Annotated in this window: 17 protein-coding genes, 1 tRNA gene and 3 pseudogenes; 3 read left to right on the plus strand and 18 right to left on the minus strand. The window is 63.9% G+C overall.

Features of this window, described 5'->3' with window-relative positions; translation table 11 throughout:
* The coding region (locus tag IEW98_RS16895) for an IS1096 element passenger TnpR family protein (RefSeq protein ID WP_443096438.1) at positions 1 to 158 on the plus strand (158 nt) is incomplete at its 5' end.
* A gap of 37 nt (positions 159 to 195) precedes the next feature.
* On the opposite strand, the pseudogene cydB reads toward IEW98_RS16895, so the two are convergent.
* The 10 genes and pseudogenes from cydB to IEW98_RS04940 all read right to left on the minus strand — a co-directional run.
* Positions 196 to 618: pseudogene (gene cydB / locus IEW98_RS04895) on the minus strand (cytochrome d ubiquinol oxidase subunit II); the annotation flags it as partial.
* 5 nt (positions 619 to 623) lie between these two features.
* On the minus strand, positions 624 to 2,075 hold the full coding sequence (locus IEW98_RS04900) for a cytochrome ubiquinol oxidase subunit I (RefSeq protein ID WP_188761829.1): 1,452 nt from the start codon (positions 2,073 to 2,075) through the stop codon (positions 624 to 626).
* A 126-nt stretch (positions 2,076 to 2,201) separates the two neighbouring features.
* The gene (locus tag IEW98_RS04905; protein WP_207792512.1) at positions 2,202 to 3,782 is read right to left on the minus strand and encodes a phospholipase D family protein; all 1,581 of its coding nucleotides are present in this window, start codon (positions 3,780 to 3,782) and stop codon (positions 2,202 to 2,204) included.
* Between the two features lie 10 nt (positions 3,783 to 3,792).
* Positions 3,793 to 4,578: an endonuclease/exonuclease/phosphatase family protein gene (locus IEW98_RS04910; protein ID WP_308785497.1), complete on the minus strand. Its 786-nt coding sequence runs from the start codon at positions 4,576 to 4,578 to the stop codon at positions 3,793 to 3,795.
* A gap of 60 nt (positions 4,579 to 4,638) precedes the next feature.
* Positions 4,639 to 6,132 carry an SPOR domain-containing protein gene (locus IEW98_RS04915; protein WP_188761830.1) on the minus strand — a complete coding sequence of 498 codons (1,494 nt, stop codon included), beginning with the start codon at positions 6,130 to 6,132 and terminating at the stop codon, positions 4,639 to 4,641.
* The gene (locus tag IEW98_RS04920; RefSeq protein WP_188761831.1) at positions 6,114 to 7,349 is read right to left on the minus strand and encodes a dihydroorotase; all 1,236 of its coding nucleotides are present in this window, start codon (positions 7,347 to 7,349) and stop codon (positions 6,114 to 6,116) included. The genes IEW98_RS04915 and IEW98_RS04920 overlap by 19 nt, the downstream gene beginning before the upstream one ends.
* A gap of 131 nt (positions 7,350 to 7,480) precedes the next feature.
* A pseudogene (locus IEW98_RS04925) lies at positions 7,481 to 8,443 on the minus strand (aspartate carbamoyltransferase catalytic subunit); the annotation flags it as partial.
* Positions 8,444 to 8,482: 39 nt separating this feature from the next.
* Entirely contained in the window at positions 8,483 to 9,730 is a 1,248-nt protein-coding gene (locus IEW98_RS04930) for an MgtC/SapB family protein (RefSeq protein ID WP_188761833.1), read from the minus strand.
* 569 nt (positions 9,731 to 10,299) lie between these two features.
* Positions 10,300 to 10,848, minus strand: a complete 549-nt coding sequence (locus tag IEW98_RS04935) for a PEPxxWA-CTERM sorting domain-containing protein (protein ID WP_188761834.1) — start codon at positions 10,846 to 10,848, stop codon at positions 10,300 to 10,302.
* A gap of 509 nt (positions 10,849 to 11,357) precedes the next feature.
* A pseudogene (locus tag IEW98_RS04940) lies at positions 11,358 to 11,557 on the minus strand (IS630 family transposase); the annotation flags it as partial.
* 606 nt (positions 11,558 to 12,163) lie between these two features.
* Between IEW98_RS04940 and IEW98_RS04945 the strand changes: the two are divergent.
* Together IEW98_RS04945 and IEW98_RS16900 are read left to right on the plus strand one after the other, a co-directional pair.
* A complete protein-coding gene (locus tag IEW98_RS04945; protein WP_188761835.1) occupies positions 12,164 to 14,395 on the plus strand; it encodes an autotransporter family protein in 2,232 nt (743 codons plus the stop codon).
* A 15-nt stretch (positions 14,396 to 14,410) separates the two neighbouring features.
* Positions 14,411 to 14,599: a malonyl-CoA decarboxylase domain-containing protein gene (locus IEW98_RS16900; RefSeq protein ID WP_188761836.1), complete on the plus strand. Its 189-nt coding sequence runs from the start codon at positions 14,411 to 14,413 to the stop codon at positions 14,597 to 14,599.
* 174 nt (positions 14,600 to 14,773) lie between these two features.
* On the opposite strand, the gene IEW98_RS04955 is transcribed toward IEW98_RS16900, so the two are convergent.
* From IEW98_RS04955 to IEW98_RS04990, 8 genes are all read right to left on the minus strand, one after another.
* Positions 14,774 to 15,196 carry a hypothetical protein gene (locus IEW98_RS04955; RefSeq protein ID WP_188761837.1) on the minus strand — a complete coding sequence of 141 codons (423 nt, stop codon included), beginning with the start codon at positions 15,194 to 15,196 and terminating at the stop codon, positions 14,774 to 14,776.
* A gap of 81 nt (positions 15,197 to 15,277) precedes the next feature.
* A complete protein-coding gene (locus tag IEW98_RS04960) occupies positions 15,278 to 15,514 on the minus strand; it encodes a PC4/YdbC family ssDNA-binding protein (RefSeq protein ID WP_188761838.1) in 237 nt (78 codons plus the stop codon).
* Positions 15,511 to 15,789, minus strand: coding sequence for a winged helix domain-containing protein (locus tag IEW98_RS04965; protein ID WP_188761839.1), 279 nt, complete (start codon positions 15,787 to 15,789; stop codon positions 15,511 to 15,513). Before IEW98_RS04965 ends, IEW98_RS04960 begins: the two co-directional genes overlap by 4 nt.
* On the minus strand, positions 15,786 to 16,001 hold the full coding sequence (locus tag IEW98_RS04970) for a hypothetical protein (protein WP_188761840.1): 216 nt from the start codon (positions 15,999 to 16,001) through the stop codon (positions 15,786 to 15,788). Before IEW98_RS04970 ends, IEW98_RS04965 begins: the two co-directional genes overlap by 4 nt.
* Before the next feature lie 2 nt (positions 16,002 to 16,003).
* Positions 16,004 to 16,186 (minus strand): helix-turn-helix domain-containing protein, encoded by a 183-nt coding sequence (locus IEW98_RS04975; RefSeq protein WP_188761841.1) that lies wholly within the window; start codon positions 16,184 to 16,186, stop codon positions 16,004 to 16,006.
* Between the two features lie 107 nt (positions 16,187 to 16,293).
* Complete coding sequence (locus IEW98_RS04980) at positions 16,294 to 16,998, minus strand: hypothetical protein (protein ID WP_188761842.1); 705 nt, start codon at positions 16,996 to 16,998, stop codon at positions 16,294 to 16,296.
* On the minus strand, positions 16,937 to 18,121 hold the full coding sequence (locus IEW98_RS04985) for a tyrosine-type recombinase/integrase (protein WP_188761843.1): 1,185 nt from the start codon (positions 18,119 to 18,121) through the stop codon (positions 16,937 to 16,939). The genes IEW98_RS04980 and IEW98_RS04985 overlap by 62 nt, the downstream gene beginning before the upstream one ends.
* 145 nt (positions 18,122 to 18,266) lie before the next feature.
* Positions 18,267 to 18,354: transfer RNA gene (locus IEW98_RS04990), tRNA-Ser, on the minus strand.
* Positions 18,355 to 18,374 lie beyond the last annotated feature (20 nt).

Below are 18,374 nucleotides of genomic sequence, written 5' to 3' on the forward strand. Positions count from 1 at the left end.
CCGAGTTCCTCGAAGCCGCCAACGACCCAACCCATGAGCAGCACGAAGACGTCCACCGCTGGATCGGAAAGCCGTTCGACCCGAACCTCATCGATACCGCCGCTACCGATCAAGCCCTCGAAGCCCTCGGACGTCGATGGAGCCGCCGAAAAGCCTGAACGGCGCCGCCCCATGCGGTTCTCACCGGATGCTTACGATACCCTGCAGGATTGCGCCCAGGATCACGCCTTGGGAGAACGCCGCCACGACCGAGCCGAACGCAAATGCCCGGTCCCATATCCAGGGCCGAGTCGTCCGCGCCCGATATTCAAAGGCAACGCCACGAAATACCTGGCCCAGCAGCATGATGATTATCGGCGTGTATACCGCCGGCATGATGATCGCATAGGCGAGCGGAAAGGCGGCGAACAAGCCGCCGCCGCCAAGCACCAGCCAAGTCTCATTTCAATCCCATACCGGCGCGATGGTGTTCATCGCGGTGTTGCGGTCTTCGCCTTTCTCGATCCACGGGAACAGGATGCCGATGCCGAGATCGAACCCGTCCATCACCACATAGCCGAATACGGCGATGGCAATTATGCCGGCCCATATCAGCGAAAGCGTGTCATTGGGTGCCATTGCCGCTACTCCGCCAGAATTGCATCGGGGTCGACCTGCGGCGCCGGGGTAATGCCCGCCGTACGGGTTATGCCGTCCGGGCCCTGCCCGCGCGTCGGCCCGGTTTCGCCGGGATGCGGCTCATGCCCCATCAGCTTGATGATGAACCAGGTGCCGGCCCCGAAAACTGCGAAATATACAACGATAAATGCCAACAGCGACGCCGCCACGGCCGGCGCAGCGAGCGGCGACGCGCTGTCCGCAGTTCGCAACAGGCCGAACACCGTGAACGGCTGCCGCCCAACCTCGGTCGTCACCCATCCCGCCAGGACGGCGACAAAACCCGCTGGTCCCATCACCAGTGCCAGTCGGTGCAGCCAGGGGCTGTCATGGAGCCTGCCGCGCCAGCGGGCCCATAAGCTCCAGCCGCCCATCGCCAGCATCAGGATCCCGATTCCCACCATGATCCGGAACGACCAGAACACGATCGGCACCGGCGCGCGATCTTCGGGCGCGACCTTGTCCAGTCCGTCGATCGGCGCCTTAATGTCGTTCTTGAGGATCAACGAGCCGACCAGCGGCACCTCGACCTTGTAGCGCATGACCTGCGCCTGATCATCGGGAATACCGAACAGGATCAATGGTGCGCCCCCGCCCGGCCCACCGGGATAGCTCCGGTAATGGCCTTCCATGGCAGCGATCTTGGCGGGCTGATATTCGAGCGTGTTTGCGCCGTGAGCGTGGCCGGCCAAGACCTGCAACGGCGCCACGATCGCCGCCATCCACATCGCCATCGAGAACATGATGCGCGTGCCCTCACGCGGTGCGTTGCCGGCGCGGCGGTCCTTGAGCAGGTGCCACGCCCCTGCCCCGCCAACGACCAGCGCCGTCGTCAGATATGTCGCGAGCAGGACATGGACGAGGCGATACGGCATCGACGGATTGAAGATGACTTCGATCCAGCTTGTCGTGAAGAATTGCCCGTCGGCATTAATGCCGTAGCCTTGCGGCGTGTGCATCCAGCTGTTCACCGCGATGATCCAGAACGCCGAGATTGCCGTGCCGAGTGCCACCATGCACGTTGCCGCAAAGTGTAGCTTCTTGCCGACCTTTTCGAGCCCGAACAGCATGACGCCCAGGAAGCCGGCTTCAAGAAAGAACGCTGTGAGCACTTCATAGGCCATCAGCGGACCGATGACGGGACCGGCCTTGTCCGAAAACACCGCCCAGTTGGTGCCGAACTGGTAAGCCATGACGATGCCCGAAACGACGCCCATGCCGAAGGTGATGGCAAAGATCTTCAGCCAATATTTGAACAGGTTGAGATAGACATCACGGCCGGATCGCAGCCACAAACCCTCAAGAACCATCAGGTAGCTGGCGAGCCCGATGGTGAACGCCGGGAAGATGAAATGGAACGATATCGTGAACGCAAACTGCATCCTCGCCAGTGTCAGTGCAGAAATGGTGTCGAACAATTACAGATACCCTGCCGCCCTGATCATTTCGGGTATAACAGGTATCTGGTAAATTTCGCGCGAAGCATTGTCGCGGTCGTCGGCGCGGATGCCCCTAGGAGCATCACCGGGCGGAACTGATCTCCCTCACAGCAGCCAACGGATCGGCAGCCGCGACAGGCCCGCAAGAATCAGGCGCTGCAACGGGCCAGTGCCTGGTTCATGGGCATGAATGACGGTGCCGGTGGCGGTCTGCTCGATCCAGATCAGCTGCCCGTCGCTCCCGAGCCGTACTTCATAGGCAATGTCCGGCAAGGTGCCGACGAACAGGTCCTGCAGCCAGGCAGCAAGTGCCGGGCTATCGATGACGAAACCAAGCTCGGTGTTCAGGCGCAGCGACCGCGGATCGAAGTTGAACGAACCGACGAACATACGGTCGCGATCGATGGTAAAGGCCTTGGCATGCAGTGCCGATCCGCTGACCCGAAAGGCTGCGCCGCGGCGCCTGAGGCCACCGCCGACGCTACCGCGGAAGCGCAGCCTCGCACGGGCGGCAGGATCGGCGCCCTTGAGCTCCCACAGCCTCACACCCGCCTTCAGCAGAGGTATCCGGCATGGTGCATAGCCAGCATGGACGACGGCGACGTCGTTGGCCTTCAGCGCATTGGTAAGGATGTCGACCTCTACGCCGCGCGCGGCCAGCGCGGCGAAGCTGTCGATACCGGCGGCCGTCGGCACGAAATAGGCCGAAATCAAGCCGAGTTCGCGCTCGGGGGCTGAGACGATGGATGCAAGCCGGGTTGCAAACAGTTCTTTTCGCCGGACATAATGGAGACCCTTGGCGGGGTCGTCGCTGACCATGGTGACCATGGCCCAGTCGAACGGGATCGAGCCGGACAACAGGCCTTCGAGGAAATTGTCCCGAACCGCATCGGCATAGTTCCTGGCGAAACCGGTCTTGCTGGCGCGCGCCACGGCCTTGGCGAAATTGCCGGCTGAACGGGCATCGGCGAGAGGCAGGATTCGCTCGGCGAGATAGGCGGAGTCGCACGCCCAGTAGCGGTCGAAATCGGCCGAGACGTCGGGGACGACGGCGCCGATTGCCAGCACGTCGAAGTCGTCGAACAGGTTGAGATCGCTGGAGGCGAGATATTCGTCGCCGATATTGCGGCCCCCGGCGATGGTCAAAAGATTGTCGGCGGTCAGGCTCTTGTTGTGCATTCGGCGGTTGAGTCGGTGGAAATCGAGCAGATAATTTAGTGTCTTGGGCCAGCGAATCACGAACGGATTGAACAGCCTCACTTCGATCAGGGGGTGGCTGTCGACCATTGCCATCATGGTATCGAGCCCGCCGGTGCCGTTGTCATCTAGCAGCAGGCGGACCCGCACGCCGCGGTCGGCGGCTTCGCGGATGGCCTGGATCAACAGTGTCCCTGCGACATCCGGGTGCCAGATATAATACTGGATATCGAGGCTGTATTCGGCGCCGCGGATGAGGAGCATCCGGGCGGCAAAAGCCTCGCGGGGGTCTTCGAGGGTGTAGATCCCGGTTTGCCCGGGGCGTTGCGCGGTAAGGAGCGCGAGCCGGCGCGCGAACATGGTTTCCGTAGTATTCGCAAGGGTTTGCGTGTGTGGTCGCGGATCGAGCAAGCGTGCCGGCTTGGCATAGTGGCGCAGCGTTACCCAGCCTCGCCTCGCCAGAAGCAGCATCACCGCAAGGACGGCCAACAGCGCCAGGCTAGTCAATGTTCAAGCCAAGCCTGACCCATATTGGCAGATGATCAGAGGCGACTACGGAGCGTACGCTGTGGTGGACGCCGGCACCCTCCAGGGCCAGGTCGCCGGAGACGAATATCCGGTCGAGCGCGGCGATGGGCATGCGCGCGTGGAAGCTGGGACCTGTCGGTATTACGCTGTAATTCCTCGAGAAATCGGCGATGGCGCCGGCCGAGACGCGCCATTCGTTGAGGTCGCCCATCAACAGGGTCGGTGGGTTGCCGGGCTGGGCGGCGACGTGGGCGATGATGGCGCGGGCCTGACGGCGGCGCCACAGGCCCGACAGGTCGAGGTGCATGCCGACGACCCTGAGCAGGGCGCCGTCCACTCGCAGGTCGGCGAGGACGGCGCCGCGGGGTTCGAGCGCGGGAATGCGCAGGACCGCATGGCGGACGACCTCGACCCGACTCGAGACCAGGATCGCGTTTCCGTGCCAACCTATTGATGCGGCCCGGGTTTCGAACTGCACCGGGTGCCAGTGATGCGCGGCCAGCAAGGGTAGCGGCAGCGCGCTGAGCCGCGAGCCGAAGCGGCGGTCGGCTTCCTGCAGGACGATGATATCGGCGCCGATCTCGTCGATCACCGCCAGCGTGCGGGTCGGCATCCGGCGCATGTCGGTGCCGATGGCTTTCTGGATGTTGTAGCTGGCGATTCCGACCGAAACGGCCCGGTTGGCGGGCAGCTGGGCGAAAGACGGTTTTTCGGGGTGTGCCAGCGGTCGGTTCCGGGTCGGTTGCAGGACAGTCACGGGACTGTCGACGGGTGGTTTACGCCCGAAAACGGGGATCGGGGGGTATGCCGCGGGAAATCAGCCTTCGGTGACGAAACACGCGCGGCCGGAAAAGGCGATCCGGGCGCACGCGTCGCGGGCTTTTTCGCGGCTGGCGAACGGCCCCATCTGGAGCCTGGTGACGGCGCCGTCGGAAGCGAAGATCGGCTTGTTGGCGGCGACGAGTTGCTTCTGCTTGACCTTGACCTCGTCCCACGCCGCTTCGGCAAGTGCCTTTTGCGAAAAAGCGCCTAGCTGGACGCGCCATTCAGGGGGCTCCTTGCGGATCGGCCGGGCGGCGGGTGGGGGCGCCGGCTTGGCGAGGACTGCGACTTCGGTGGGCCTGGCCACAGGCGGAGCGACCGGCTTCGGCGCGGGGGCCGGAGCTCGGGCGGCGGCCGGAGCTGGGGCGGCGGCGAGTTGTTGCGACACGGCGGCGGGGATGTCGACGGTGCGGACCGGCGGCGCAGCCGGGCGGAGCGAGACAGCGGGCGCGGGGCGCGCGGCTGGCGGGGGCGGCTGGACCACCATCGCGGTCTGGGCGGGCGGGGGCGCGGGGCGGATGGCGGCGGTCTGCACCGGCGCCGTCTGCACTGGAACTGTCTGCACTGGTGGCCGCGCGGCTGCCGGTGCCGGGACGGGCGCCGGGCGGATTGCGGCGGTCTGCACCGGGGCCGGCTTCACGGGTGGCCGCACGGCTGCCGGCGCGGGGACGGGTGCCGGGCGAACGGCGGCAGTCTGGACAGGTGCCGGCTGGACCGGAGCCGGCTGGGCTTGCGCGGCCGATACCGCGGGCTGGGCGGCGGCGGTCTGCACGGGGGCTGGCTTGAGGATCTGGTCGCGGTGAAAGCGGTCGGGCGCGGCTGCGAGGGCAACCGGCGGCGGGCCGCCGAACACCGAGGGCACGCCGTTGCCGGCGGCGAGGCTGGCGGCGGTGGCGGCCCCGTTGGCGCGCTCGATTGCCGACAAATTGGCGCTGAGGGTAACGAGCGCGCTGGTGCCTTCGGGCAGGCCCTGTGCCGCGGCGCGCGACAAATAGGCATAGGCGAGCGTCAGGTTGCGCGGGATGCTGTCGCCGTTCCAGTTGGCGACACCCAGGACATATTGGGCGCGCATCTCGTTCTTGTCGGCGGCGGCGCGGAGCCAGCGGATGGCCTCCTGCTTTTCGCCGGCCTGGAAGAGCAGGATGCCGAGGTTGGCTTGCGCTGGAAGATGGCCCTTCAAGGCGGCGCGGCGATACCAGTCGCGGGCGATGACGACGTCCTTGGGCACGGCGCGGCCGAGCTTGTACGCCTGGCCGATGTTGAACATCGCATCGGCATCGCCAGCGCTGGCGAACGGCGTCCACATCGCGACGGCGGCGGGATAGTCGCCGGTCCGCCACAGCTCGACGCCGGCGCGGACGCTCGGTTGCACGGGTGCCGGTGCTTCGGCGACGGGCGGCTTTTTCCGTGCCGCCAGCGCGGGGGCGGGCATTGCCAGCGGCGTCAACAGGCCGAGGACTGCGACAGCGGTTAATCCTGTGCGTGCCATACCAGCTCTCCCCCTTTTATAGTCATTTTTACGCGTCCGGCGACCGGCAGGCCATCGAACGGCGTGTTGCCGGCACCGATAAAGCGATCGCCGTCGATGCGCCACGGTGCATGTTCGTCGAAAAGCATAAGGTCGGCGGGTGACCCGAGGCTTAACGTGCCGCCGGCCAGACCGAAAAGTGCGGCGGGGGCGGCGGTCATGGTGTGCAGTGCCTGCGGCAGCGTCAGTGCGCCCGAGCGGACCAGCGACAGCGTCAACGCGAGCAGGGTCTCGGCACCGGCCATGCCGGGCTTTGCGTCGGCGAACGGCAGGCGTTTTTCTTCCTGGGTGCGTGGGTCGTGACCCGAGGCGATGACGGTGATGGTGCCGTCGGCGATGCCGGCTTCCACGGCGCGGCGGTCGTTGTCGCTGCGCAGCGGCGGCGACAGCCGGGCGAAGCTGCGGAAATCGGCGACCGATGTTTCGTTGAGCAGCCAGTGGGCGGGCGTAACGCCGGCGGTGATGGCGACTCCCCTGCCCTGCGCGGCGCGGACCAGGTCGATCGATTCGGCGGTGGTGATTTGGCGGATATGGAGGCGGGCGCCGGTGGCTTCGGCGAGGCGGATGTCGCGGGCGACGGCGAGGCTTTCGGCGAAGGCGGGCGCGGCGGCGAGGCCGAGGCGGCTGGCATAGTCGCCCTCGGTGGCGACAGCGCCGGCGGTGAGCGCGGTGTCCTCGGCGTGCGCGACGACGAGCATGCCGAAGGCGCGCGAATAGCTGAGCAGCCGGTGCATGACGGCGGTGCTGTCGATGGCGCGGCGGCCAGTCGCGGTGCCGACTGCGCCTGCCGCCTGGCAAAGGCCGATTTCGGCGAGCTCGTGGCCTTCAAGGCGCTGGGTCGCAGCGGCGAGCGGGTGGACCCAGACATCGGGTTTTCCCATGGCCTGCGAGAAGGCGATGAGGGCCGGGTCGTCGAGGGGGGGCGACTGGTCGGGCATGAGGACGACGCCGGTAATGCCGCCGGCGTGGCAGGCGCGGGCGTCGGCGCGGAAGACGCCGGCGTCGATGAGGCCGGGGGACAGGATGAGGCCGGTGGCGTCGATGATTTGGGCGTCTGCGGGGGGGGATTCTTGGCCGATGTGGGCGATGGTGCGGTCGCGGGTGATGACTGTTGCGATGGAGTCGAAACCCGAGGCTGGATCGATTACGCGGGCGTTGGTTATGGCGAGCGGGGTCATGGGCGGGCGGCCGGGTTGGGGTTTGCGACGACAGAGTCACCCACCCCCTGCCCCTCCCTTGAAAGGGAGGGGAGCAGAGAAGAACGACCCTCCCCCGACCCCTCCCTGGAAGCAGGGAGGGGGGAAGAGAAGTCTACGCCGCGGCGTTTGCGGGTGAGGACGTCGAGGCAGGCCATGCGGACGGCGACGCCCATTTCGACCTGCTCGGTGACCGCGGAGCGGACGATGTCGTCGGCGATGCTGCTTTCGATCTCGACGCCGCGATTCATCGGGCCGGGATGCATGACGAGGACGTCGGGGGCGGCGTTGCGGAGGCGGGCTTCGGTCAGGCCGAAAAAGCGGAAATACTCGCGGGTGGAAGGCACATAGGCGCCGTCCATGCGCTCGGTCTGCAGGCGGAGCATCATGACGACATCGGCACCGCGCAGGCCGGCGTCCATGTCGGTGAAGACCTCGACGCCGAGCTGCTCGACGTTGGCGGGGAGCAAAGTCGGTGGGGCGACGACGCGGACGCTGGCGCCCAGTGACGCGAGAATCTGGAAGTTCGAGCGCGCAACGCGACTGTGGAGAATGTCGCCGCAGATGGCGACGGTCAGCCCGGCGATGCGGCCCTTGCGGCGACGGATGGTAAGCGCATCGAGAAGCGCCTGGGTGGGGTGTTCGTGGCGGCCGTCGCCGGCATTGAGGACGGGGCAATCGACCTTTTCGGCGATGAGCTGGACGGCGCCCGACGAGCCGTGGCGGATGACGATGACGTCGGGGTGCATGGCATTGAGGGTCAGCGCCGTGTCGAGCAGCGTTTCACCCTTTTTGACCGACGACCCTGCGACGCCGAGGTTGACGACATCGGCGCCGAGGCGTTTGCCGGCGATCTCGAAGCTGAGCAGCGTGCGGGTGCTGTTTTCGAAAAAGGCGTTGATCTGGGTCAGGCCCGAGAGCCGGTGATCATGCTTTTCGGCGCTGCGGTTGCGCGTCACCCATTGTTCGGCCTCGTCCATGAGGAAGACCATTTCCCACGGCTTGAGCGAGGACAGGCCAAGGAGATGGGAGTGCGGGAACGGGTGCGCGCCGGCGGTGATGGCGGAGTGTTGCATGAAGTCGCGGTTTAGCGGGAATGCGCCGCAAAGGGCAAGTTATCGCGCCAGAAATGCGGCGACAGGCATGGTTGCGGCGCTGGCAAGCAACGGCAGGGCCGCCGGCCAACCAAGTTTCGGGCCGGCGGTGACGATCGTGATACCGGCCTTGACCAGCGTGTTGAGCAGGACAGGCAGCGCCAGGATCATGCCGGCGATGGCCGGATCGAGGCTGTTGGCCGGTAGTCCGCGCATGGTGACAATGGCAGCATCGACATCCATCGAACCGGTTATCGCGAGCGTCAGGGCGATGCCGGCGTTGCCATAGCGGATTTCCGCCCAGCGCACGATAAGCGCCAGGATGGCGACGAAAACCGCGAAACCCAGTGCGGGCAGCAGCGCAAACGGGTTTCGGGCAACAGCGACATTGGTGGCCGGCGGCGCGTCGCGCGCCGATCGCCAGCGCAGGGCAACGAACACCAGCGCGATGATGGCGGCCGGGGCAATGATGATCGCGAGACGGGGCAATGCGAAGGGCACCAGCACGGCAGCAAGCACGGCGACCCGGACGAACATGACCGCCGAGGCCACCGCGATTCCGGCCGACAGTGCGCGTGCGTGTTCAGGGGTGCCGCGGAGTTGCTGCGACAAGGCGGCGGTGACGGCAGTCGACGAATAGAGCCCGCCGATGGCGGCAGTGGCAAGGATGCCACTGGTGGCGCCGAACCGCCGGGAGGCCGCGTAGCCGGCGAACGACAGCCCGCAGACGATGACGACGACGAGCCACAGGTCGCGCGGGTTCCAGGCGTTGTAAGGCCCCATGTCGCGGTCGGGGAGAAGCGGCCAGATGGCGGCAGCGATAATGGCAAAGCGGGCGACGGCGTGGATATCGGTTTCGGTGAGGCCGCGCAGCCAGCGATGAAGCTGGTCTCGGCTGGAGAGCAGCAGGGTGACGACGGCGGCGGCGGCGAGTGCGGGAACGGGATTGCCGCTGCCGGCAAGGGCGCCCAGGCCGAGGGTGAGGAGCGCGGCGATTTCGGTGGTGGCGTCGGGCTGGATCGCGCGGCGATAGCCGATGACGAGAATGGCGACGGCACCGATCGCCAGCGCGGCGGCGACAAGCGGGTAAACGATCGCCATCAGCCCGGCGAGGCCGCCGAGCAGCCCGAGCAGGGCAAATGTTCGCAAGCCGGCGACGCGGCCGCCGCCGCGGATCCGGCGCTGGCGCCAGCCGCGTTCGACGCCGATCAGCAGGCCGACGGCGATGGCGGTGCCGAGACTGGTCCACAGGGCGGGGTCGAGGGTCATGTTGTTGTCATGCGCGGAATGGGGCGGGAGGGCAAATCCGGGGGTTGCGCGCGTCTCGCCCTCGAGTGGGAGAGGGAGATCAAGCTAATCCGGAGGATCGAGAGGCTTCCGAACCGTTTAGCTAACTAACTGTATATGAACGCTTGATATTTTGATAAATTGGCGTTCCCCACACTATTCCCCACGTCGCCGCGCCGCGTCGTGATTTTTTACGCTGAGCGCTTCGCGTGCGCGCGCGAGGTGTTGAAGACCTCTGAACGCCCGGCGCTGGCCAACGATCCCCTCTCGTTCGGGCCAGCACTTTACAGACGCCGAACGGTGACCGCACGAAAGCTCGAATATCAAAATAATATATTCCGCGGCATCCCGGCTGGCGCTACCGGCCGTACGTTCCCGCGCGCAGGAGGGCGCCGGTTATTCTGCGTTAGGATATCATCCGCACGATTGACGCGGTTTCCCCGACGACAGCCGCCAACGTTTTCGCCGCCCCGCCTCCGTCCGCGTCCGAACGGTCGCGCCTATATTGTACCGGCGCCACCATAACTTGGTGACGCCGGTCGATCACATGATCAAACCGCCGCGATGCTGCGGCGACGGCGGGCTACAGCGCCGACGAGGCCGAAACCCGCGATCAGCATCACCCACGACTCCGGCTCAGGGACGGAGTTCAGCGTGACGCTGTCCCAACCAACACTGTCTGCACCGCCGGTTACAAGAACACTGCGGCCGGTGCCTGAAAAGCTTACGCCGGTATTGAAAAAGGCACTCGGGCTGGCAGGCGGGTTGCCAATAGTCAGCGAGCCGAGCAACGTTCCGCTCCCGCCAAGGCCGCTGTAAACGGAGAAGGTGCCGGGGGCGAAGACGCCAGCGGCGAAGCTCAACGAACTGAAACCCGCGGCGTAATTGAGGATGCCGATGGCGCTGCTAGTATATGCGATGTTGGGAAATGACGTGGCGCCGAAGCCGCTAACGGTCGTGAAGCCCGACCAGGCAGCGCCGCCGTAGTTGACCGGGACTGCGACTTGGTCGCCAAGATCATCAAAGTTGAAAACGATCGTGGCGGCGTTGGCGGCGTTGGCGGCGCACAAGGCCACAGCCGCGAAAAGTAGTTTTTTCATCGTTTAATTTCCTACAAAAGTGGAATGCTGCGCAACACCGCGTATTGTCTAAAATAAAACGCCTTTGACCATGCAAGAACCATGCCATTTAGATTGCCTTAAAAAAGTATCTTTAAAATCAATATTATAGCGAAACAATATTTGGAGACATCTTAACTAAGTGTAAAGTCAGCCGTCAGTTTTTGCGCAGCTTCGTAATGTTTTAGGGTTAAAGTCTGAATTGTGGATGGGCGCGCGGAGCAATGGCATCGGTGTCCCCAGGCCACGCGTTGCAAGGTTTCGCATCCCGCCCCCTGCCCCCGTCTGGTAACTATATGTGGAGAGGATCCCGCCCCTATCCGCGCCTACAACAGGCGATGTCGGGGAGCGGTAACCGCTCCCGCCAGCGCTTTATTCCGCATGCGCTGGGGTGTAGCGGGATAGAATTCCAGCCCCACTTCATGCGAAAAGCTCCCCCGCAAATTGCAGGAGCTAGGTGTCCGCGCCGGTTAAACAAGCTCGGCTCGCGCCGGTATCACAATGCCTGTATTGCGCGGCCCGGCGACGAACGTTGTCGTTTTCCAGTGCCCATGGGGACACTGGCGTGAAACCGCTCACCACGTCGCCAACGGCCATGCCGGCGCGCCATGTTGGTACTGCCCCAAGTCTCGTAGATGAACACCAATCGGTCAGGATCAAGGTCGAGCTGGCCCTCGAACCTGGCCCAGCGCTGGCTCAGGATGTCCAGCTCATGACCCGGGAACTCGCAAGGTACTGGAATTGAACAAAATCATTGTGAATCGGGCTCTTAGATCACTTCCATAGCGCAGGCCCGTGCGGTTATGCTGCGCACCGGCGGTCGGGTTCCACATGTCAACTTCCAGAATCGGTCTCGCAATCTCCCGGAATCTCACAGAAACGCGATCTACCACCGTTTCCCGGGCGTTATGACAAAGCCTCTAAAACTCCTACCTCCAAGATACAATCTTGAGGGAGCGCACACGCAATTTGGGAATTCATTCTGTCAACACGACCTGAATTCAAAAGCGCCGCAACCCTTCCGGCGGTCCAAAACAAAAGGCGTTTCGAACCGGTTGCGCAATTATATCGACATTATTGTCACTATCTTTGGTAATATTATTCCGGGCAATAATTACCGTCCCCGGAATGTCCACAACCGTGTAACGCGTTTTCAACGACTAAGGACGAGTAATGTCTCGGATATCGATCCGGAACAAATATGATTTCACAACGCGGCGACGTTTTCAATCGGCATGCTGTTAAACATGGCAAGGCGTCGGGGTAAGCGCGCGCCGAATATATAGGGGGATATTCTATGCGGACATTGCGCCTTTCGTTGCTCTCTGCAATCGCCTTTGGGGCCTGCAGTCCGGCACTTGCCGAGCGGCAGACCGCGGTTGGCCCCGGCCTAATACCGCTCAACGCTACAGGTGGCCTTGGCGGCGTCGACATGTCGGGTTCGGCGACGACGGGGACGCTGGTGGTTGGCGTTGTCGGCGGAACGGCCACGGATATCTTCACGCTTAACAACCCTGCGCTTCCCGGCCGCGTCGCGATTTCGACGGCGGCGAGCAGCCAGGGCAATATTGTCTTCAACAGCAGCTCGACCGTCTATGGCAACATCGGCGTGACCCAGCCGGGCGGGCCGTTTCTGCTAGCAATCTCGGGTGCCGGCGATGGCTCCATAGTCAACTTCGTGGGGCCGGTCTTCGCCACGACGGTGAATGTCACCGGGACCGGAACGATGAATTTCAACAGTGGTTCGATCAATGTCGCCGCGACCAACTTTGCCGGCGACGGCACGATCAGCCTAGCCCCCAAGACCACCTTAATCGGCGCGATGACAACAACGGCAGGCGCCAAAACCGGTACCCTCGTCCTCGGCGAAGGCAGCACCCTCGACGGTGCAGTCGGCGGCGCCATCGGGTTGAAGGCGATCAACGTCGTTGGCGGTAGCAACCTTGCCGGCGTCGCAGCCAACATAACCGGCGCGGTCGATGCCTTTGCCTTTACACTCGGCACCAACACACTGAACATCGGCGGGGCCCTGACTATCGCCAATATCGGCACTTCCGGGGTCATCAACACCACTCTCGCCAGCACGTCGGTCTATGGCAAGATTCAGCCCGTCGGCGCCGCCAACTTGGGGCCGAGCCTGCTGGTCAACGTGACCGTGGCGCCCAGCGCTTATATTCCGGTCGGCAGCCAATTCAACATCGTCAACGCCACCAGCGGCACTAACGGCAGCGTCATCAACATCGCGGTCATGAACCCGAGCAATCCGCTGTATACCTTCAAGGCGGTTCCTCTCGGCGGCACCATCGGTGGACTGGTGCGGATCGAGGCAACCGGCACGCCGCTGCTGGTGCCGGTCGCGCCGCCGGTCGGGGTGCCGTTGCCCGTCACCCTGCCGACCGCCGCGGCGGTTGTCCCCGTGCTCGTCGCGGTCGTGCCGACGCCCGATCTGATCAACGTGCTTTCACCGATCAACGCCATTTCCGATGCGGCGACCGTGGTTGCTGCGATCAGTCAGCTGGCGCCGTCATCCACCGATGGCGCGGCAGCTCTGGTCACCTTCCATGGCACCCGGCAGTTGCAGAACCTGTCGCTGGCGCGTCTAGCCAACATCGCGTGCGACCTTGAAAGCCAAGCCGAACCGCGGCTCAAAGAGGTGGCGCCGATGTGCACGGGCTCGAAACGTCGCGGCGGCCTGTGGATGCAAGGCTATGGCTATTTCTCTAACCAGGACAGTCAGAGTGCCGTCGCCGGCTATGACGCCAGCATCGGCGGCGCGGTTCTAGCATGGGATGCCCCGATCGGCGAGTTCACCCATGCCGGTGCCGGCCTCGGCTATGCCCGCAGCACCATCCGATCGAACGAAAGCACGTCTCGGTCTGCAATCGACAGCTATCAGGTCAGCATATATCTTGGCCATGAACCCGGCCCGTGGTTCATCAATGGCGCGCTTTCGATGGCCGCCAATGATTATTCAGGCACGCGCGACATCGTGTTCCCCGGCGTCTCGCGGAAGGCGACGCACAACTACAACGGCCAGAGCTATGCCGCGATTGCGACCACCGGCTTGAACCTGCGGTCGGGCGACTTCGCCGCCACCCCGCTAGCCTCGATCCAATACAGCCGCGTCGATCTTGACGGCTATGCCGAAACCGGCGCTGGCGACATTGATCTTTTGGTCACATCGCGCAGCTATGAGTTCGTTGAATCGACGCTGGGCCTAAAGCTGTCGAAGAATGCCCAATACAGCGGTGGCGTCTTCATTCCCGAGGTTCATGCCAAATGGCTGCACCAATTCAAGAACCCCGAGCTGGCGCAGGTCGCCGCCTTCGATGTTGCCGGATCGCAATCCTTCGTTGTCCCGGGCCTCGTGGTTTCGGACAACACGCTGAATGTCGGTGCCGGCGTCACCCTCGCATCGTGCGGGTGCACCACGCACGCCTGGTCAGTCGAAGCCGGCTATGATTACTATCGGGCAGGTTCGGGCAGCACGGCGCATCAGGCGAACCTGAGGTTGTCGACGCGGTTCTAGGGCTCCCGGCGGCCGGTGCGCGCGTTCCCTCTTTATCAGGGGTTGCGGCGCGTCGGCCTGCCGAGCGAGTCAGGCAGACGCGGGTCCCTTCACATCTTTCGCCGAAGCTATGGCTTCTTCAACCCGGCATTCCCCGACGAGCCGCTGATCTTCGTCGAAGTCCTGCTAACCGACGAGCCGAGACTTGCGGCTCGGTGCGGATGAGTACGGCCGCGCTTGTACGTCGTAAGGCAGGTCGCATTATATGGCCGGGTGGTGATGAACTCACGGCCCGGCTCGCCCCCGGGCAGCGCACACAAGACGCCTCGACCCTTCGTCTGGCGCGCCGATCCAGACGAAATTCTCGCCGCCGTCAGGGACGATTACCAAACGATGTAATCAATCCGCTAGCTGCCGGGGGATCGACATAAAGTCCTTCGTCGCCTGCGTTTCCCGCGTCGGTAACCAGGTCAACCGCCATTCGCTCGCCCGCCGTCCGTCCGCCGTCTTGACGTTGAACGCTCCCGCCCGCGTCTTGACGATGAAACCTGCTACCTCCAGCTCGCCGAACGCGCGGCGCGCGGCCCTCCGGTCGGAGATGGCAAGCTGCAATGTGGCTTCGCGCTCGCCCAGGCCGATCTCGCCGTTGTTATGGCCGTTGTAGCGCCTTGCCAATTCGACCAGCAGCGCGCGCGCTATCGGCCGCAATGCGCCATAGGCGGGACTATTCAGCAGCCAATGGTGGAGCATGACGTAGCGGGGGATTTCTTCATTGCGCCCGGTGGCGTTCGCCCGCCGTCCAGGCCTTCGAATTTTCGACATTGCTTTCCTTCCCGGCGACGCGCGCCAGCCGAAAGGGGGCGACTAGGATTCCCGGCCGCCCCCGCGCTTATGCGACGACCTCTAAAGGCCGCTTGGCGGCCCGCTAGGCGAGTTGCAGGCGAGATAGGCCGCGATGGCCCCGCCAAGCTCTGCAATGCGCTCCAGCGGAATCGTGACGCCTTGGCGCGTCGGTTTAAGCGTATCGCCATCCCGCCACCACTTGCGCCAGTTGCCGAACGTGCGGCCCTCGTGGGTCGTCACCTCCAGCCGCCACACGTCGCCCCGGTGCGCGACTTCGAACAGCACCGCGCCGCTCATAGTTTCGGCCCGATAATGGTGACAGGGGAGTGCAGGACGTAGCGGCCATGCCAGCCGCCCTCGTGGGTTTCGCGCATGGTCTCGATGACCAGTCCATAGTCCCGGCGGAGGTTGTGGACATAGGCCCCCAGCCGATAGGCCCACGATGCGACCTCCAGCGCCGTGACGCCCGCCGTGCCGCACCGAATTAGCGCCTCGAGCGACTTGGCGACTTGGCCGTTGACGGTCATCGGCCCCCGCGGCCCGATGGCCGTGATGACAGGTTGCGCCCTCATGCGTCGCCGCCCATGCCGACAAGCTCAATCACGCTGTTAGCAACGGCTGGTGAGAGCCGGCACCGCGCGCCAATGATGCGCGCCGCATATTCGGTTGAGCCGATCCGGGGATCGGGGTAAGCGGGAACTGCCTTGCTGGTGAAGCGGGCGACGTTTGGAGTGGGAGCCGTTGGCGCGGCTTCCACCCTTTCCGGCAATAGCTTGGCCATCATACTCATGCCTCCCCACTCAATGTCGGAAGGCTATCGGCCCAGGCTTTCGCGTCGCTCTTGGCAATGCGGCTGGACCGGCCAATTTTTGTGATCCGGATTTGGCCAGCTTTTGCTGCTCGATAGAGTGACGTGCGTCCGAGCGCATAGATGCGCAGAAACTCCGCGATACTGTAGAATCCGTCCATGGTGTTTTCTCCGGGACCAGCGTGATTGCTGGTGCATCCCGGGATTCCAGTTAAGCCCTCTACGGCCCATGCGAAGATGGTTATTCGGCCGTCCGTTTTGACATGATTTAAGTTGGTGGAGTTTCATCACTACCCAGCGCGGGGCGATAGTTGAGAAGCCCAAGCGGACGCGGCGATAGCTCGTCCATTTCAGCAGCCAACAACTCCCGCCTTACCTCTGCAATCGTGTACGTTGGGGAGATGCTTCCGGCTCGCTCATGCAATGACTCAATGGCGAGCTTTGCTAGGTCGCGTTCTAGGGCAATAGCGCCATCGGCAGGGAACCGCGGTATCAACGCCTCGAGTGTGCGCAGATATGTCGAATAGGGGTACTCGATACGTGCAAGTCGATAAGCCTGTACGAGGACCCAATCTTCTCGCTGCTTGCTCAATTTTGCCATGAGGCGCCGATGGGTCGATATTTCGCTTTGTCCCGGTGCAATAGCAGTACAGGCCTTTGCGATGGAGTAGTTTGAAACGAGCGTAAAAGGATCGCGGCCATCTAACCAAGTGCGCGCGTCAGCCTCTAAATGCGACCACATGAGCCTTATGTCCTTCTCGCGTGGCCGACCAGTTTTTGCCTTTGCCGCGCGCTTCGCCGCACCGAGAACTTCCGTCTTTCCGTAGATCCCACACAGCCGTGCAAGCTCCTCGTCCAATGTAGGGCGTTGAATCCCCGCTTGTGCATTGGCTATTTTTTCAGCGTAGTGCTCATGCCGCCACGACCTTGAGCGCCACGCCGCGCCCACCGTCGCAATAGTCTGCCCAGGCATTCATCATCACCCGTCGCCGATCCAGCAAAGTGCCGCGCCGATAGGCGGCGTCCGACTTGTTGCCGATGGCATGGGCTAAAGCCGCTTCCGATAATTCGTTAGGGAAGCCTGCAACCTCGCCGCACCAGTCTTTGAAGCTGGAGCGAAAGCCGTGCGGCTTGGCGGTCTCGCCCATGACGCGCAGCACCTTACCCATGGTGGCATCGCTCAATGGCTTGCCGCTTTTTAGGCCGGGGAAAACCAGCGCGGCGTCATCGGTGCGGAGCGCCAGCGCCCGCTTGAAAACCGCCACGGCGGCTGGTGACAATGGGATAACGTGCGGCTTGTTGCGCTTCATGCGCTCTGCCGGGATCGACCAAAGGCCGGCGTCTAGGTCCAGCTCGTCCCATACCGCGCCCCGAACCTCACCGCCGCGCGCCGCCGTCAGGATCATGGTTTCGAGCGCCAGCCGCCCGATGCTTTCACCGTCGCGGAGCCGTGCAATGAATGGCGCGACATCGGCGAAAGGCATCGCTTCGAAATGGCCGCGCTCCGCCGTCACCCTTGGCAGTCCCTTGGACAGCGCCCGCAATGGCGCTTCCGATTCCCGGTGGCCCTTCACATAGGCCCAATCCAGCACCGCGCCGATGCGCTGGCGCACCCGCCGCGCGGTCTCATTCTTGTCGATCCAGATAGGCAACAGCACATCGAGGATTTCGCGCCGATCGATTTTGTTTACCGGCAAGTCGCCGATGACGGGATAGGCGTAGGTCTCCAGCGTCCTTATCCATTGCGTGCTGTGCTTCCCCTCACTCCACGCCCGCTTTTGCGCCTTGTGGACAGTCGCCGCGGCAACGCGGAACGTCGGCACGCCATCGGCCTTCTTGCGCTCTGCTACGGGGTCCAGGCCCGCCTCAAACTGCCCCCGCACCACGTCGCGCGCCTTGCGGGCGTCTGCCAGCGATAGCTTGTCGAGGCTGCCCAGCCCGAAATCGCGGCGCTTGCCGGCCTTTTGCATCCGGACCAGCCACGACGCGGAGCCTGATTCGCCGACCTCGAGATACAATCCGCCGCCATCGGCATGACGCCCCGGCACCTTGCGGAGCTTTGGAATTGCAATTGCCTGTAGGATTGAGTTGGACACGCGGTTTCTTCCCCCCAGCTTTCCCCACACTGTCACCCGGATTGTGACGAACAGCAAGGCACTGACGGGAACATGGGACCGGCCACCCCCCTACGCAATGGGCGGATTTTGGAACGTCGGCGAGTGTCGGGGAAGGGGTAACCGGAGGATCGAGAGGGATTCGAACCCTCGAGGGGCGATTAACCCCTACACACTTTCCAGGCGTGCGCCTTCGACCACTCGGCCACCGATCCATCCGGACGGGCGCGATAGC

Source organism: Sandarakinorhabdus glacialis, assembly GCF_014643455.1.
In the GTDB taxonomy this organism is placed as follows: Bacteria; Pseudomonadota; Alphaproteobacteria; order Sphingomonadales; family Sphingomonadaceae; genus Sandarakinorhabdus; species Sandarakinorhabdus glacialis.